The 16,861-nt window shown below is 35.8% G+C and carries 14 protein-coding genes; 9 read left to right on the forward strand and 5 right to left on the reverse strand.

The window, feature by feature from the left end; all coding sequences use genetic code 11:
* Nucleotides 1-137 precede the first annotated feature (137 nt).
* The 4 genes from Q0R51_RS01085 to Q0R51_RS01100 all read right to left on the reverse strand — a co-directional run bounded on the left by Q0R51_RS01085 (nt 138) and on the right by Q0R51_RS01100 (nt 4,261).
* A complete protein-coding gene (locus Q0R51_RS01085; RefSeq protein WP_294756092.1) occupies nt 138-941 on the reverse strand; it encodes an ABC transporter ATP-binding protein in 804 nt (267 codons plus the stop codon).
* On the reverse strand, nt 919-1,836 hold the full coding sequence (locus Q0R51_RS01090; protein ID WP_110445591.1) for an ABC transporter permease: 918 nt from the start codon (nt 1,834-1,836) through the stop codon (nt 919-921). The genes Q0R51_RS01085 and Q0R51_RS01090 overlap by 23 nt, the downstream gene beginning before the upstream one ends.
* Nucleotides 1,837-1,866: 30 nt before the next feature.
* The gene (locus Q0R51_RS01095; RefSeq protein ID WP_110445592.1) at nt 1,867-2,835 is read right to left on the reverse strand and encodes an ABC transporter substrate-binding protein; all 969 of its coding nucleotides are present in this window, start codon (nt 2,833-2,835) and stop codon (nt 1,867-1,869) included.
* A gap of 457 nt (nt 2,836-3,292) precedes the next feature.
* Nucleotides 3,293-4,261, reverse strand: coding sequence for an ABC transporter substrate-binding protein (locus Q0R51_RS01100; RefSeq protein WP_046324292.1), 969 nt, complete (start codon nt 4,259-4,261; stop codon nt 3,293-3,295).
* 451 nt (nt 4,262-4,712) lie between these two features.
* Here Q0R51_RS01100 and Q0R51_RS01105 point away from each other — a divergent pair, with 451 nt between their 5' ends.
* From Q0R51_RS01105 to rpoN, 8 genes are all read left to right on the forward strand, one after another.
* Entirely contained in the window at nt 4,713-7,274 is a 2,562-nt protein-coding gene (locus tag Q0R51_RS01105) for a sigma 54-interacting transcriptional regulator (RefSeq protein WP_294756094.1), read from the forward strand.
* A gap of 128 nt (nt 7,275-7,402) precedes the next feature.
* Entirely contained in the window at nt 7,403-7,819 is a 417-nt protein-coding gene (locus tag Q0R51_RS01110; RefSeq protein WP_110445593.1) for a PTS sugar transporter subunit IIA, read from the forward strand.
* Between the two features lie 11 nt (nt 7,820-7,830).
* A complete protein-coding gene (locus tag Q0R51_RS01115; protein WP_110445594.1) occupies nt 7,831-8,328 on the forward strand; it encodes a PTS sugar transporter subunit IIB in 498 nt (165 codons plus the stop codon).
* Nucleotides 8,329-8,338: 10 nt separating this feature from the next.
* Nucleotides 8,339-9,169 carry a PTS sugar transporter subunit IIC gene (locus tag Q0R51_RS01120; RefSeq protein ID WP_122025648.1) on the forward strand — a complete coding sequence of 277 codons (831 nt, stop codon included), beginning with the start codon at nt 8,339-8,341 and terminating at the stop codon, nt 9,167-9,169.
* Nucleotides 9,166-9,993, forward strand: coding sequence for a PTS system mannose/fructose/sorbose family transporter subunit IID (locus tag Q0R51_RS01125; RefSeq protein ID WP_110445596.1), 828 nt, complete (start codon nt 9,166-9,168; stop codon nt 9,991-9,993). The genes Q0R51_RS01120 and Q0R51_RS01125 overlap by 4 nt, the downstream gene beginning before the upstream one ends.
* 1 nt (nt 9,994) lies before the next feature.
* Complete coding sequence (locus tag Q0R51_RS01130) at nt 9,995-12,142, forward strand: hypothetical protein (RefSeq protein WP_294756096.1); 2,148 nt, start codon at nt 9,995-9,997, stop codon at nt 12,140-12,142.
* The gene (locus Q0R51_RS01135) at nt 12,143-13,258 is read left to right on the forward strand and encodes a glycoside hydrolase family 172 protein (protein ID WP_294756097.1); all 1,116 of its coding nucleotides are present in this window, start codon (nt 12,143-12,145) and stop codon (nt 13,256-13,258) included.
* A gap of 70 nt (nt 13,259-13,328) precedes the next feature.
* Nucleotides 13,329-14,600, forward strand: a complete 1,272-nt coding sequence (gene rpoN, locus Q0R51_RS01140) for an RNA polymerase factor sigma-54 (protein ID WP_294756098.1) — start codon at nt 13,329-13,331, stop codon at nt 14,598-14,600.
* A 135-nt stretch (nt 14,601-14,735) separates the two neighbouring features.
* Here the strand turns inward: rpoN and Q0R51_RS01145 are convergent, their stop codons facing one another.
* Entirely contained in the window at nt 14,736-15,677 is a 942-nt protein-coding gene (locus Q0R51_RS01145; protein WP_294756100.1) for an aldo/keto reductase family oxidoreductase, read from the reverse strand.
* Between the two features lie 193 nt (nt 15,678-15,870).
* On the opposite strand from Q0R51_RS01145, the gene Q0R51_RS01150 reads away from it, so the two are divergent.
* A complete protein-coding gene (locus tag Q0R51_RS01150) occupies nt 15,871-16,779 on the forward strand; it encodes an L-lactate dehydrogenase (protein ID WP_294756101.1) in 909 nt (302 codons plus the stop codon).
* The last annotated feature ends 82 nt before the right edge of the window (nt 16,780-16,861 follow it).

Raw genomic sequence — 16,861 nt, forward strand, 5'->3', positions numbered from 1 at the left:
GATAATTAGTCCTTTTTTATAAAAAGCTAACTCGTATTTTTAGTTGACCTTGTCATTTTTCAAGTTAACCATAAAAAGCCCAGGAATTCAGCTAAATTCCTGGGTTTTTAATAGCATTATTAAACATTATTTTGGTGCTATGCCAGCAAAATGGCATCGTCTTCAAGACCTGAGCCTACATGCTTTTGGAATAATTCCATTAACTTAGGCACAGTTAAATTTTGTTTATCTTCACCAGCCAGATCAATCGCTACACGACCTTGATGCAACATGATCAAACGGTTGCCGTAGCGGATAGCATCTTCCATATTATGAGTGACCATAAATGCTGTCAAATGCTGTTCAGATATCAACTTTTCAGTTAATTGCATGACTGTTATTGAAGTTTGTGGATCAAGAGCCGCAGTATGTTCATCCAGTAGAATCAAGTCTGGCCGTTGCAGCGTTGCCATCAAAAGTGTTATGGCTTGCCTTTGACCACCTGAAAGCAATCCTATTTCAGTTTCCAAGCGGTTTTCTAGATTCAAATTAAGTTGAGCAAGCTGCTTTTTGAAAAATTTTCTGTCTTGACTTTTAACACCAGGACGAAAGCCCCGGCGCTGTCCGCGCTTCATAGCTAAAGCCAAATTTTCTTCGACGGTTAATCTGACTGCTGTTCCCATTTTAGGATCTTGAAAAACGCGACTAATATTTTTTGCTCTTTTAGTAACAGGCAGTTTTGTAATATCGGTACCTTTTAGAATAATTTGTCCTTCTTGAATAGGTAACGTTCCGGCAATACTATTGAGCAGGGTAGACTTACCAGCACCATTACTACCAATGATAGTCACGAAATCTCCGGCTTCTAAACTAAGGTCAATTCCGCGTAAAACACGGTTTTCATTAACAGTTCCTTGTTCAAAAGTTTGATGTAAATTTTTAATCTTTAGTACTTCTGGCATTTTGCTTTCCTCCTTTAAGATTGCGTGGTAAATGGAAATTTGGCAAAGTTAAGCACACAACTAAAACTAAAGCTGAAGCTAATTTTGCATCAGACGGTTCTACATTCATCTGGAATACCAAAGCTAAAATCAGTCTATAAATGATGGCACCTACGACTAAAGTAAGTAAACGACCACCAATTGACAGATTGCGAATGAGTACTTCTGCGATAATAATTGAAGCTAGCCCGATAACAAGAGTACCCACACCAGAGTTAAGGTCGGCAAAGCCATTATTTTGTGCTAACAGTCCACCTGACAAGGCAATACAGCCATTAGAAATCATATAACCTAAAATTTTCATTCCTTGAGTTTTAATGCCGTTGGCAGCACTCATCTGCGGATTGTCCCCAGTAGCTCTCATAGCTAAACCAATTTCAGTTTTAAAGAAAACGACGAGTAGCATAATAACTAAAAGTGCAACTATCAGTCCCATTGCAATTACAGCATTGTTACGACTTAAGCCCCAATTTTGCGCAATTGTAAAGACCGTCTTTTTGCCTAGCAATGAAACGTTGGCAGCGTTTTGCATTACTCTGGAAGTAATGGAGTACAATCCAGTCATTGTAATAATTCCTGCTAATAATGAAGGAATACGCAATTTGGTGTTCAAAATACCAGTAACTAGTCCCGCAATCAACCCGCCAATAAATGCGGCAATTGTTGCCAATATCGGATTAATACCTTTAATAATGCACATCGTCGCAACAGCTCCCCCTAAGGGAAAACTGCCTTCAGCCGTCATGTCGGCTAAATCTAATATTCGAAAAGTTAAATAAACACCGATTGCCATTAATGACCAAAGTAGTCCTTGCGAAGTAGACGAAAGTAATAACTCCCAAAATGTATTTAACATAACTTTTATTTCACGCTGCCTTTCTTTAATTTACTTAGGTGCTTTAATTGAAGCAGGATCAATTCCAAGTGCCTTTGCCATTTTCTTGTTAACCACTAATTTCAAATCAGTTGCTCTTTCAACAGGCATATCTTTAGGTTTAGCTTTACCATCTAAAATCTTAGCGGCCATTTTACCGGTTTGTTTACCGAGTGCCTCATAATCTATTCCAATGGAAGCCAAGCCGCCAGTTTTAACTTGGTCCGTTGAACCGGCTACCAGCGGGATTTTCTTTTCCTTAACAACCTTACCAATAATTGAAGAAGCAGAGGCAAAAGTATTGTCTGTTGGTACGTAAATTCCCTGTACTTTTCCGGCCAAAGTTTCAGTGACTTGTTGAACATCATTTGTAGTGTTGGCCGTCTTAATTAAGACTTTGACTCCAGCTTTTTTAAGCGCCTTGACAGCTAAATCAGCTTGAATTTTAGAATTGGCTTCGCCCGCATTGTACATAATGCCAATTGTTTTCGCCTTAGGCACAATTGATAAAAGTAATTTGATTTGTTTATCAATTGAAACCATATCAGTAGTTCCTGTGACATTTCTGCCAGGTTTTGTATCTGAATTAACTAGTTTGGCAGCTTTCAGATCAGTCACGGCAGTCACCACAATCGGAATATCTTGGGTCGCATTAGCAACGCTTTGTGCAGCTGGGGTGGCAATACCTAAAATTAAATCTGATTTTTCGTTGACTAGTTTTTCACTCATGCTCTTCAGATTGTCTTGACTATTTTGCGCATTTTGGTAATCAATCTTTAAATTTTTGCCTTCAACGTAGCCTTTTTCCTTCAGTCCTTCTTTAAAGCCTTTGTTAGCTTCATCTAAAGAGGGATGTTGTACTACCTGCAGTATACCCACATGTTTGACAGTTGCTGTACTGCCTGATTTTTTGTTATTGCAACCACTTAGTAGTAACAAACCGGTTAAGGCCATTCCCATAACTAATTTCTTAATTCGCATTTTTCTTCCTCCGTAAATCTAATCTTCATTACGTAAAAACACCCACTTATTTCTAAGTGGGTGTACAAGTTATCATTTTTATTAATAATTATTTGTGATTAACCACTTAGAAAGCTATGTGGCTAACCGCAACTAAAGGACTCTAGCCATCATAGATAAATTCAAAACTTGAATCTGGTTTGAATTTATCTAGATGAACCCAAACCCTATCTAAAATAGCTAAAGTAGTAACGATTATTCAGTTGTGAGATGTGTTTAATATAATATTTCATTTAAGATCAACCTCCAACCTTAATGAGAAGATTATAAAAAATAAAGAAGAAAAAGTCAAGGAATAATAAAATTTGGTTGCAATTGATGTGCAACCTAAGGGAATTTGTCAAATTTATTTTGCCAAAATGTTTAAGCTAGTTTTTTTTACATAAAAAAACTGCCCTTGTGGCAGTCTGTTTCCCGTTTATTTTGGAGCTTTAATTGATTTAGGATCAATTCCAAGTGCTTTGGCCATACTTTTGTTCACCACTAATTTCATATCGTGTGCTTTTTCGACTGGCATGTTTGCAGGTTTAGCTTTGCCAGATAAAATTTTCGCAGCCATTTTCCCTGTTTGTTCTCCCAATAATTCGTAATCAATTCCGATTGAGGCTAAGCCGCCAGTTTTGACTTGATCAACTGAACTTGCTACTAGAGGAACTTTCTTTTCTTTAACTACTTTGCCAACTACTGAAGCTGCTGAATCAAAGGTATTATCTGTAGGAACGAAAATACCGTCAACTTTCGAGGCCAGTGTTTCAGTTACTTGCTGGACATCGTTAGTCGTATTTGCAGTTTTGATCAAAACTTTAACTCCTGCTTTTTTTAGTGCAGCTGTTGCTAAGTCAGCCTGTATTTTGGAGTTTGATTCACCAGCGTTGTACATGATACCGATAGTTTTAGCCTTGGGCACAATTGACAACAGCAACTTGATCTGGCGTTTAATTGAAACCATATCTGTTGTGCCCGTGATATTTCTACCCGGTTTCTCATCTGAATTAACTAATTTAGCGGCTTTTAAATCAGTTACAGCGGTGACAACGGTTGGGATTTTCTGCGTTGCATTCGCCACACTTTGCGCTGCCGGCGTAGCAATCCCTAAAATCAAATCTGACTTTTCGTTGACTAGTTTTTCACTCATACTTTTCAAATTATCTTGATTATTTTGAGCGTTCTGGTAATCAATCTTAAGATTTTTACCCTCTACAAAGCCACTTTCCTTCAAGCCCTTTTTAAAGCCCTTGTATGCTTTATCTAGAGAAGGGTGCTGCACTACTTGCAAAACGCCCACGTGTTTCACGTCTGGACTTTTACTGGCTTTTTTGCTGCTGCAGCCTCCTAAAGCCATTAAACCAACAATTGTAATTCCTGTAATTAATTTTCTAAAACGCATTTTGTGCCTCCATAAAAAATACCCACTTACTTCTAAGCGGGTACACAGAAATTAAATTGCCAACAAATAATTGGATTGTGGTTAGCCACTTAGAAAGCTATGTGGCTAACCGTACTAAAAGAGTCCTAGCCATCATAGATAAATTCAAACTTAGTTTCGTTTGAATTCACCTAGATGAACTCAAACTCTTATCTATAGTAGCTAAGATAATAACGATTATTTAGTTGCTTACTAAATGTAACCATTAGAATTACCTCCAACTTTGATAACAATATTATAAAAAAATAAAAAATTAAAGTCAAGGTGTAATTAAATTTTATTGTTAGTAATAAAAACTTTATGACTAACAATAATTTTTTAAAAATCTAATTTATGTAATGGTAATGATAAATAGGAAGCGCTTTGATTAACGGTTATAATACAGATAATGAAAGTAGGGGTAATAAAGGAAATGAGTAAAGCAAAAGAGCGAGTATTAAAAGAAGTTCAATTGTTACCGGATGGTATGGCAATTGATACGAGGGATCTAGCTCAAAAGTTAAGTTTGTCCAGATCAGTAGTCAGTCATTATCTTAACCAATTAGTTAAAGATAATAAAATTCAAAAAATTGCTGAACGTCCTGTCAAGTGGACTAAAGTTGCAATTAAAAGTCCAAATAAACATGTATCTTTTGAGGATGTGATAGGTAGTAACGGATCTCTGAGAAAAGCAGTTGAGCAGTTAAGTGCCGCCGCAGCCTATCCACCTAATGGATTGAATGTTCTAATCACGGGTAATTCCGGAGTGGGAAAGAGTTTTTTAGCCCACAAATTATTTTCTTATTCAAAAAAAATTGGTGTTATTTCTACTAAAGCACCTTATATAGTTTTAAATTGTGCTAATTATGCGAACAACCCTGAACTTATTTCTAGCATGCTTTTTGGCTATGTTCAAGGTGCATTTACTGGGGCCGATACTGCCAAAGATGGCTTGCTAAAAGAAGCAAATGGCGGTTATTTATTTTTAGATGAAGTACATCGGCTTAGTAGTGAAAACCAAGAAAAACTTTTTAGTTTTATTGATTCTGGTCGATTTTACAAGATGGGTGATAATGTACACCCTCAAAAGTCAAAAGTCAGACTAATTATGGCAACAACTGAAACACCTGAAAATGTTCTTTTAACCACTTTTTTACGACGGATTCCTGTCAGAATTAATTTACCAGATTATGTTGCTCGTCCTATTGATGAACGATTGGAACTGATTAATACATTATTTGTGAATGAAGCACATAAGATTAATAAAAAAATTATTGTAGATAAAGGTGTGGTTTCAACGCTTTTACAATTAAACCATACTGGGAACATTGGGTACCTTAAAAATACTATTAAAGTTTCATGTGCTGCTGCTTATCACGACTGTTATAATAGCACTACTATTAATCTTAAATTAAAGAATTTAGAATTGGAAGCCTTACCTGAGTTTAAGGATTATGGTGAAATAATTGTTGATCCAGCTAAAAAAGAACCATTTATACCTCAGATTAGTTTAGAACAAAAATTATGCAATATTACTGAATCTCTAAAAATTCTTGAAGACAACTATACGGATGAAAATTTGAATACTTGTCGGTTAAGAATACAGGCAATTAATAAATTTATTAATAAAGAATCATTGAAATCTGGTTTGCATGTTCAACATCAATACCTTTTTAAAAATATCATTATTAAACAATATGGTTTAAGTAAAACTGATTATTTAGAACCGATTATTTATTTATTATATGAACGTCACTTTAAACCAAATTGTGACATTCCAAAGTTGAAGGAAGTAATAACGAATTACTTGCCTCGTTCATTTCATGTTGCCAGCAAATTTTATGAACAATTACCTATTTTAGATTCTAAAAGTCATAAAAGCATAACACTAATACTTGCATTACTGCTAAGTGACCATGTGGATGAAAATATCCAGTTACGTGGCTTAATGGTAGCTCATGGTGAAAATACGGCCACCAGTATTCAGGCAGTTACTAACTATCTTTGTGGTAACTATGTTTTTGATGCAATCGATATGCCAATTGATGCTGATATAACTGCTGTTATCAAGGAAGCTAACAAGTTAATTAGTAGCTTTAATACCACCAATGGCTTCATCTTAATGATAGATATGGGTTCATTGAGTCAGCTTTATAGTCAAATTAGTGCCCAATTGGATGGCGATTTGTTGGTGGTTAATAATTTAACAACTTTAACTGCCTTAGACTTAGCGCTTAAAATGAAACAAAATTTGCCTTTCAAGCAAATAGCGGAAAAAGCTGAAAAAGATTATAGCATTGATGTTAAGTATTATGAGGGCTTTTCCCAATCAATGAATATTTTGGTTTCATGTATTTCTGGATTAGGAATAGCTGAAAAAATCAGTGATATCATGCGACAATATTTACCTGTCGGAATAAAGGTAATACCAATTGGTTATAATTCTTTAAAAGAAAAAATTGCTGGTAAGAAATGGTCCTATTTCAAACAAACACTTTTTGTATTGACTACAATTGATATTACAGAAAAAGTTAAGTTCAACCATATGAATTTATATGACATATTAGATTCACGTGGAGAAAACAAACTCAAGGAGTGGCTTTCTCCATATCTAACTCCTGAACAAATGGAAAGTTTTAATAATCAATTGCTGCGATTCTTTTCAAAGGAAGGGATTTCAGAAAGACTTAGTTTTTTAAATCCTGATGTAGTACTCAGTGAGGTAGAAACTATCAACAGGAAATACGAAGACTTTTATAATTTGAAGTTAGATGGCAAAGTTAAATTAAATCTTTATATGCATATTGCACTTATGATTGAACGGACAATGATGCGTAATACTTCAGAAGTAGTGGTTAAGCCAAAGTCAGAAAAAGAAAAAAGTTTTTACAAAATCACAAAAAGTATATTTCAACCTATTGAAATCAAGTATAATATTAAAGTTTCAACATACGAGATGTCCCTTTTATATGAATTGTTTAAACAGTTTATTTAAAAGAGTTTAAATTTCCAGTAAGAAGTGTTTATTGACTTAAACACTTCTTTTTCAATGCTTTTAAACAGCACTTGGCATTATACTTGCTAAATGTTAGTGAAATGGTAAATAACTAAAGGAGTGACAAGATGACAGATATATTGATTGCAAGTCATGGGCATTTTGCCAGTGGCTTAAAAAGCTCTATTGAAATCTTAATGGGTATGAGTAAGAACATTAAAGTTATTGACGCTTATGTTGATAAATCAGACTATATGAAACAAATAGATGATTTTATCACAAAGTCTAAACGACCAGCTGTGATTTTTACTGATCTAAAAGGGGGCAGTGTAAATCAAAAAGTAGTCTTAAGAGTTGCTAAGGAAAAAGATATATTTGTCGTTACGCAAACTAATCTTGCAGTTGTATTAGCTGTGCTTTTAGATACTGAAAAGTTAACCAAAAAGCATTTACAGGATTTGATAAAACAAAGTCAAGTAGAACTATTTCAAATTGACGACGATAATAATAGTTTGGCAAATCAAGAAGAAGAATTTTTTAAATAAGGAGAGAAAAGATGATTGCGGCACTAAGAGTAGATGAAAGATTGATTCACGGTCAGATTTCAATGTCATGGAGTAAGGCATTAAAACTGCAGGGAATTGTGGTAGCTAATGATAAAGCAGCATCAGATGATATGCAAAAAATGATGCTCAAAATGGCGGCACCGTCAGATATTAAGACGATCATTTCATCAGTAGACAATGCAATTAAGCTACTTAATGATGAACGTTCTCATAACATGCGTTTACTGGTTATTACTACTACTGTCAAGGATGCCCTTACTATTGCAAACAATGTTAATGAAAAACCGGAGCAGGTCAACATTGGTAATGCCGGTAAGATGGATGCAAAAGGTGATGAAGTCACACTCACAAAGGAAGTACGGCTGTCACCAGAAGAGATTGAATACTTAAAGAGATTAGTAGCAGAATACCCTGATACTTATTTCCAAGGTACACCAAATATGGAAAAACATTTGGGTAAAGATCTTTTAAAGAAACTAGAAAAATAGGAGGCAAAAAATGTTTTATGATGCTTTAATGACTGCTATTGCGGTTTTTGTGGGCACTGCGGGACATGAATTTTTTGGGAATGCCATGCTTAGTAGACCCATTGTGGTAGCACCATTACTGGGATTCTTATTAGGAGATATACACACAGGACTATTAGTGGGCGCTTCAGTTGAAACTATTTTTATGGGAGTTGTCAATATTGGTATTTCTAGCACTGCAGAGCCCGCATTAGCTGCGGCTTTGGCTACAGTGTTTACAATTCAGTCAGGAAATATGGGTGCTAATATTACGTTGGCATTTCCACTTGCAGTATTAGGCTTACAATTTTTAAACATGATTCTTTCATTTGTAATTGGGCCTTTTGCACCTTTATTCGCTAAATTTGCTAAGAAAGGCGAAGATAAAAAAATGGTGGCTCTACACTATGGCTTATGGTTCTTACACTATGGTTTATATTCGCTAATCCCATTTTTTGCTGTTCTTTTTGGCTCAAAGGCAGTGCAATTTGCTCTGCAAGCTATTCCTAAGTCAATTATGAATGGCCTAACGGTTGCAGGTAATTTGTTACCAGCAGTCGGAATGGCAATGTTACTACTACTGTTATGGGACAACAAGCTAGCACAATATTACTTTTTAGGGGTTGTATTAATGGCTTACTTAAAATTGCCATTAATGGCTATTGCGGTCATTGCAGCTATTGTAGCTGTTGCTATTGCAGAACGTGATATGAGTGAAATAAAACTTTCTAAGAATAAGGGAGTTACCGGTTCAGTATCGGATTCGAATCAAAAGGATGAGAAGAAATCATTTAGTCAAGAAGAGGAGGACTTTTTCGCATGAAATTAACACAAGGTTTATCTAAAGATGAAAAGAAAATGATTCGCAGTATGTTCTGGCGGTCCTCAACCATGTACATATCAGTTAACCCCGTCTTAATGGGTGGTGGCGGTTTCTGCTATTCACTAATGCCTTTCATTAATAAATATTATAAAAATGATGAGGCTGGCAGACGTAAAGCCTTGGAACGTGAAACTTCTTACTTTAGTACTACTGTACCAATGTCTACATTTGTTATGGGTATTGCCGCTTCAATGGAAAAGGAAAACAGTAAAGAACTTGATTTCAATGCTGATTCAATTAATGCTGTTAAGACCAGTTTGATGGGGCCTTTAGCTGGTATTGGTGACTCTTTGTTTTGGGGAGTTTGGCGTGCAGTTTGTGCCGCCTTGGCTATCAATTTTGCTCAAAGTGGCAACTTCTTAGCACCAATTATCTTTTTGATCATGTTTAACATCCCCAACTACGTCATTCGTTATTATGGTGGTTTCTTGGGCTACTCTCTAGGATCTAGTTATGTTAAAAAGCTCTATGAGAATGGTTTAATGAACGTATTAACTAAAGCTGCAAGCATTTTAGGTCTGGTAATGGTTGGAGCCATGACTGTGCAAATGGTAATTTTTAAGACCACAATCAAATGGACAATGGGTGGCAAAACGATAATGGATGTCCAATCGGTCCTTGATCAAATATTTAAAGGTTTGTTACCTGTGGTAATTACCTTAGTATGTTACAAGCTTTTAAAAGACAAGAAAATCGGTGTAATCAGCCTAATTTTTGCAATTGTTGTGCTATCGATTTTGGCGTCGCTGGTCGGAATAGTCTAATATGAATCCTTTAATTAAAAAAATTGTCGAAGAAGCTTGGCAAACACCACAAAACAATTTTTATAACATTACCTCTACCCAAAACAAAGAAGTAACTACTAATAAAGACAGTTATTATGGACATTTACTTCCAGATGAAGATTTTTCAATTGATATTAGTAATCAAAAAATGCTTGCTAGCTTAGATGAAAGAGGTACTATAAAAAATATCAGTTTTTTCAGAGACTCGTATTTTACTGAAGATAAACCTGGCACTTGGGTCTCTAATGGCTTTGTTCAAGAAGAGAATATTACTTCTGAAATTGAATTTAATAACCAAAGATTTTCTTTGTCAGAGGGAAATCACACAATAAGATATGATCTTTTGTTTAATTTGTTTCCCCGATATATTCATAATTTTAGCAATTTTAAAGTTTTACAACTATTTTTACCAATTTATTTGGAATCAGGCGTTTCTGTCAGTGGGCTAATTGAAGTTTGTGCTTTGACAGGCAATAATAAAGTACATTTAATCTTTCCCAGATGTTTTAATCAAAAGTTTTCCGATCGTCATAATGTAGAATTTAACTACTGTGCGGGAAAACGTTCGATGCATCAAGGTATTGGTTGGGTATGTATAACTGATCCCAACGCCACATTTAATGTATCTAAAAAAGCAATGGAAAATGTTATTATTTCTTCCTATAATCATATTGCGCAAAAGTATGGGCAATTGGAAATACCAGAAAAGCCTCAATTGGCAGCACTAATTATTAGGAAAGCAGATGGTGCCTTAAATAGTATTTCTTGCGCTACTGATGATAAAGTTGTTGGTGCGAATTGGGGCTCAAGTCCAGTAATAAATCGTACTTGGTTGCGGGATATGTATTATGCCAGTTTGCCCGCTATTTATTTTGATCATGATTTGGCTAAAAAAATTATTTTATGGTTTTCGCAGTATGAAATAAAGCCTCAAGGCGACAAGTTTGCTGGAGGAATTGAACACTCCGTAGTGAATTCATTGAATTGTGTAAACTTGTTATCGCTTTATTTGGCACAAACAAATGATTTTGAATTTATTAGAAATAATCCTCAAATGTGGCAACATGCTTTATATGTCGTTAACTATTTAATTGCTCATTTAGATCAAAAATACGGATTGATAAAATCACAGTGGATTTCTGATGGCTTGGCTTTGGGAGAATTTCATACTGGAGCGCAAATAACTCTATGGAGTGCTATAAATGGTATCAGTAATATTTATAGTAAAATTCTGGCTCAACCAAAAAAGGCAAAGTTTTACAAAGAAGTTGCTGATAAATTAAAGATGAATATTGATAAATATTGCTTAGTTGCAAATAAACAAGGTAGAAAAAAATATCTTGAAGGTGTAAATCTAAGTAATCACAAACTAAGTGTAGATTCCAAGCAATATGAAAAAGGACTGTTGAAACAGGGACTTGACTTTCTAACCAGAGTAAATCACCACGGACAAATTAGTTTGGAATTTCATGATGGTGAAGAATCCGATACAACGCTTGCACCATTTTATGGGTTTTGCGACACACTTGATGAACACTATCTTGCTACTTTGAAATTTGCTGCAAGTGAAAAAAATCCTAGCTATAGCCCATTGAGCAAAGGAATTTCGTGGGGAAATCAATCGGAAGCAACTTTTCCCGGATATGTTACTTTGCTGATGGGTACTGCTGATGATAATAATCAATTTAATAAGAGATTAGCTTTGCTTAATAAGCTTGCTGATCTAGATGGCAGTTGGTGGTGGTGGCCGTATGAGGTTGGTCACAGTCAAGAAGAAGTTAGTCGCTTTAATCATTGTGGTAAATGTGGTTGGAGCGATGGAACTTTTAGTGCTTTAATAATAAAAAATATATTAGGTATTCAGTTTAATGCACCAGAAAATAAATTATGTTTAAGACCACTAAAAATTACTCCTGATTTTACTTGGCAGCAATTTCCGTTAGCTCAAGGATTGAAAGTAAACCTAACTTATCAAAAAAATGAAATGGAGAAAAAAATCACAGTATCTTTAACTGGATCTCTAAAGAAAGAAATAGAGGTTATTTTTCAACCACAGAATTGTGACCATTTAATAAAGAAGAGTTTAAACACTAACAATAGTATTAAACTTGAAGAAAGGAATGACTAAATGTTTAGCAGTTTAACGGAATACAATTCTTTTGCTACCAGAGCTATAACACCAGAGAATCCAACAGGAGCCAAGGGCAAAGCAGCAATGACGGCAAGCGAGCTGGGGCCAAGTCGTAAGGGCAAAGCCAGCATCACTTTACCTAAAAATGAGGAAACTACCATTGCCGATATTAATGGTTCTGGCGAAATAAAACACATGTGGTTTACTATTCGTGATCATACTGAGCAAGGTAGTTTTATCATGCGTAATACAATTTTAAGAATCTATTGGGATGATGAAACAATTCCAGCAGTGAGCTGCCCTTTGGGAGACTTCTTTTGTAATGGGTTTGGGGAACGATATGATGTTAACTCTATGCCAATTGTTGTTGCTCCAACTGGTGGTATGAACTCCTATTTTGAAATGCCTTTTAAAACACATGCGCGTATAACGATTACAAACTTGTTTAGGCAAGATATCAGATCATTTTTCTATACTATTAATTACGAGTTGCATGATCAAAATGAAGAAGCTCGTAAATTGTATTTTCATGCATTCTGGAACAGGGAAAGACAAACCAAAGTACAGCAAGACTATACATTATTGCCTAAAATCTCTGATCATGGCTATTATATAGGAACTTTTATTGCGCTAACTGCTTTAGAGCGCTATTGGTGGGGTGAAGGTGAATTTAAATTTTATCTTGATGATGACCAAAAGTATCCTACAATTACTTCAACAGGAATGGAAGATTATTTTGGCGGAGCTTGGGCTTTTCATAAGTACCATGAAGATGGTACAACTTACCCAGCTACTTTTTGTACACCGTATCTTGGATTTCCTTATCATAGTAACATAGACCATTCACGTGAACATTTTAGTACTGGTAAACCTAATTCTCCTCATGCTTTTGGTAATGATGGCTTACCGCAAAACGCTTTATACCGCTGGCATTTACTAGATCCTATTTCTTTCAATGACGATATTCACGTTACTCTACAACAAATTGGTAACGATGATGTAGGATTATTTGAAAGAAGTGATGATTTATCTTCAGTAGCTTATTGGTATGGTGCGAATCCAACTGGAGTTACAAGTAAGTTACCTACAAGAGAAAATTTACGACCCCGTTAAGAAATATTTTCATGCCAAAAATCCAATTTGGTATAATTATTCTGAAAGTGAGAAATGGGAGGAAAAGCCGATGACACGATTGCAAAAGATGGTATTAAAACCGAAAGAGCAGTTAGTAACACGGCTTTTCTTGTCGCCTAAATTAAAGCAAAATCTAACTGTGCTCTCATACAGTACCTATGACTTAATTAACGCCATGAAGGAGTTGAGCCTAAGCAACCCGTTTGTATCTTTGCGTGAACCCAAAGGCGAAATGCAAAATTTGGAGTGGTTGCGCTCGCCTGAAGGAGAAAATTTAATAGACCATTTATTGTTGCAAGTAGATTTAAGTAACTGGCACACTTGGGAAAAAAGTGCGGTTAAAGTTTTAATTTATCTGCTTGATAAAGATGGCTATTTAAGGGTAGACTTAGCTAAAATTGCCGAACAAACAGAGTTTTCACTGGAGAAGTTGACAAGGGCTAAAAATTTACTGCAAAGTCTTGATCCCTGTGGTATCGGTGCCGCGGATCTAACTGAATGCCTGTTGCAACAAGCAAAGCAAAAAGCAGATTTTAATCCTGTAGCTCTTGAAATTTTACTTGATAATCAGCTGGAAATGCTGGCCGATCCCAATCAATGGCCTCACTCCAAGTTTTCAGTATCCGAATTAAATGATGCACTGGCCAGCATCCAAACACTGGATCCTACTCCAGCTAGTGATTATGTTGTTGAAAATAATACACAGTATTTATTTCCGGATTTAATTTATCGGGTGACGGACGGAAGCCTAACAGTTGAAAGTTATCAGTCCCAAATACCGGAAATGGTTTTTGACGAAAAAGGATATCATAAGTTAAAAGAGCAATCTGCTGAAACCAAATATTTTTCTGAACAAAAGCAACGTTTTCTTGAACTGAAAAATGCGATTGCTGAACGGCAGAAAACCATCATGCGGCTGGGTGAATATGTGGGCCACTTCCAACATCAGTTTTTAACTACAATGCAAAGACGCGAATTAAAGCCATTGGGATTAAAGGAAACAGCACAGGCCTTGAATCTGGCACCTAGTACAATCAGCAGAGCCATTAAAGACAAATATATCCAGTGTCAGAACAAGATTTTTAGTTTAAAAATGCTTTTTCCGCGTGAAGTTACGACAGACTTATCCCAAGCGCGTATAGAATATGACCTGCAACAGATTATAAAAAAAGAAGATGTCCGCGCTCCTTTAAGTGATCAGCAGCTGGTAGAAATATTTGCCAAACATGATGTGACTTTAAGTCGGCGCGTAATTGCCAAATATCGTAAAAAACTCAATATACCTAATAGCTACAGCAGAAAAGCCAAGCCAACAGATTAAATTTTGTAAACAACTTCAATTTTCAAAGCGGTCGAATATTTAGTGATGAAAAAGTGCTCCTAATAGCCAGATTAATGTCTAACTATTATGGAGCACTTTATTTACGTCAGGATTTTTAAAATTTATAAATTACTTTTACGGTAAATCATTCCCTGCAGCCAGGTAAATGTCATACCACTCTTGAGCAGTAAGTGAGATATCTGCTCCTTTAGCACTGTCAATAATATGGGCTGGCGTCATAGTTCCAATAATAACCTGGGTATTTGCTGGGTGTCTTAAAATCCAGGCAGCTGCAACCGCATTTTTAGAAACGCCTTTTTGGTCAGCTACTTTTTGTAAAGCTTCGTTGACTTCTGGAAACTTAGGGTTACCAATAAAGTTGCCCGCAATTTGACCGTATTGGAAAGGTGACCATGCCTGAACAGTCATGTTGTGTAAGCGTGAGTAGTCTAAAACGCCCCGATCGTGGTCAATGCTACGTGCATCCGTCATGTTGGTGTGAATATTAAAATCAATTGGCCCCGTATGCATCACACTTAATTGCAATTGATTAATCAGCAATCTTTGACTGACTCCACTTTGCAGTAAGTCAACTTGCATCGGATTAAAGTTTGAAACTCCAAAGTGGCGCACTTTGCCGTCTCTTTGTAATTCATCAAAGGCAGCGCCAACTTCAGCTGGATCCATTAAAGCATCTGGTCTGTGGAGCAGCAAGCTGTCTAAATAGTCAATTTTCATCCGGGAAAGAATACCATCTACGGCGTTAATCAAATACTTTTTAGAAAAATCATACCTGGTAGTCTTGTAGTCCAATTTAGGATTTTCATAAATACCGGTCTTAGATTGAATATAAAAATCGTCTCGAGTTAACGCTGACTTTTGAAAGGCAGCTCCGAAGATTTCTTCAGATTTGCCATGACCATAAATATCAGCTGAATCGATATAATTAATTCCTGCTTCGTGAGCAGTTTCCAACGTTTTAGCAGCTTCATCAACGCTCAGTTTGTTCATGCGCATAATTCCCAATGCAATGGCCGAACCGGTGAAATTAGTATTACCTATTTTAATTTGTCTCATAATGTACCTCCTTTCTTTAGTATACGCTTTCTTTACCTATAATTATCAAAAAGTGTGGTTTTAATTTACGTTTAGCTATGATAACTAAAAACTAATATTTTTTTAAAAAATATTTTATTTTTATCATAATTTTGTATATAATAGATATTACATAATTTTTTAATATCTTTAAAAACAGTAGGAGGGAAAAATTATGAGTAATAAGATTGGAATTATCGGAGATGGCCACGTTGGCAGTACGGTAGCGCAACAGCTGATATTAACGGGATTGGTTGATGATCTTGTTATGATTGATGTTAATGAAGCAAAAGTTAGAGCAGATCAGCTTGATTTTCAAGATGCCATGGCAAATTTGAAGCACCACACTACCATTACTATCAATGATTATTCGGCCCTCAAAGATGCAGACATTGTAATTAGTGCTTTTGGAAATATTGAGTTGGAAGCAGGCGGTGAACGGTTTGCGGAATTGAACTATAACCGTGAGCGGATTGGAGCTATTGCGGAGGCAATTAAGAAGAGTGGCTTCAACGGTATCTTGCTCGCCATTACCAATCCAGTAGATGCAATTACTAATATGTATCAGGAATTAACTGGCTTGCCGCGTAAGCATGTCATTGGCACCGGTACTCTTTTAGACACAGCCCGCATGAAACGTGCTGTTGGTGAACTCATGAATGTCGATCCTCGTTCAGTGGAAGGCTTTAACTTGGGCGAACATGGCAATTCACAATTTACTGCTTGGTCAACAGTCAAAGTTTTAGAAAAACCAGTTACCGAAGTAGCTGAAGCAAAGCACTTAAAGCTTGAAGACTTAAATGATGAGATTAAGTTTGGTGGTCAAACAGTATATAAGGGTAAGCAATATACTAACTATGGAATTTCAGCGGCTGTGACTCGTTTGGTAGAAACCATTCAAAGCGATGCCCATACTGAAATGCCAGTTTCAAATTATCAAGAAAAATATGGTACTTACCTGTCTTATCCTGCAATTGTTGGTCGTGACGGTATTATCCAAACTGTTGAATTGACACTGACAGATGAGGAAGAAAAGAAGTTACAGGCTTCTGCTGCAACAATTAAAGAAAAAGCCAATAAATAATGAAATAAGTCCCAGGGATTACATATCTTCTGGGACTATTTTTGATTTATTTATTAAAAATTATGGTCAAAATAGTCAACAT

Origin of the sequence: uncultured Lactobacillus sp. (assembly GCF_946477725.1) — a bacterium.
GTDB lineage: Bacteria > Bacillota > Bacilli > Lactobacillales > Lactobacillaceae > Lactobacillus.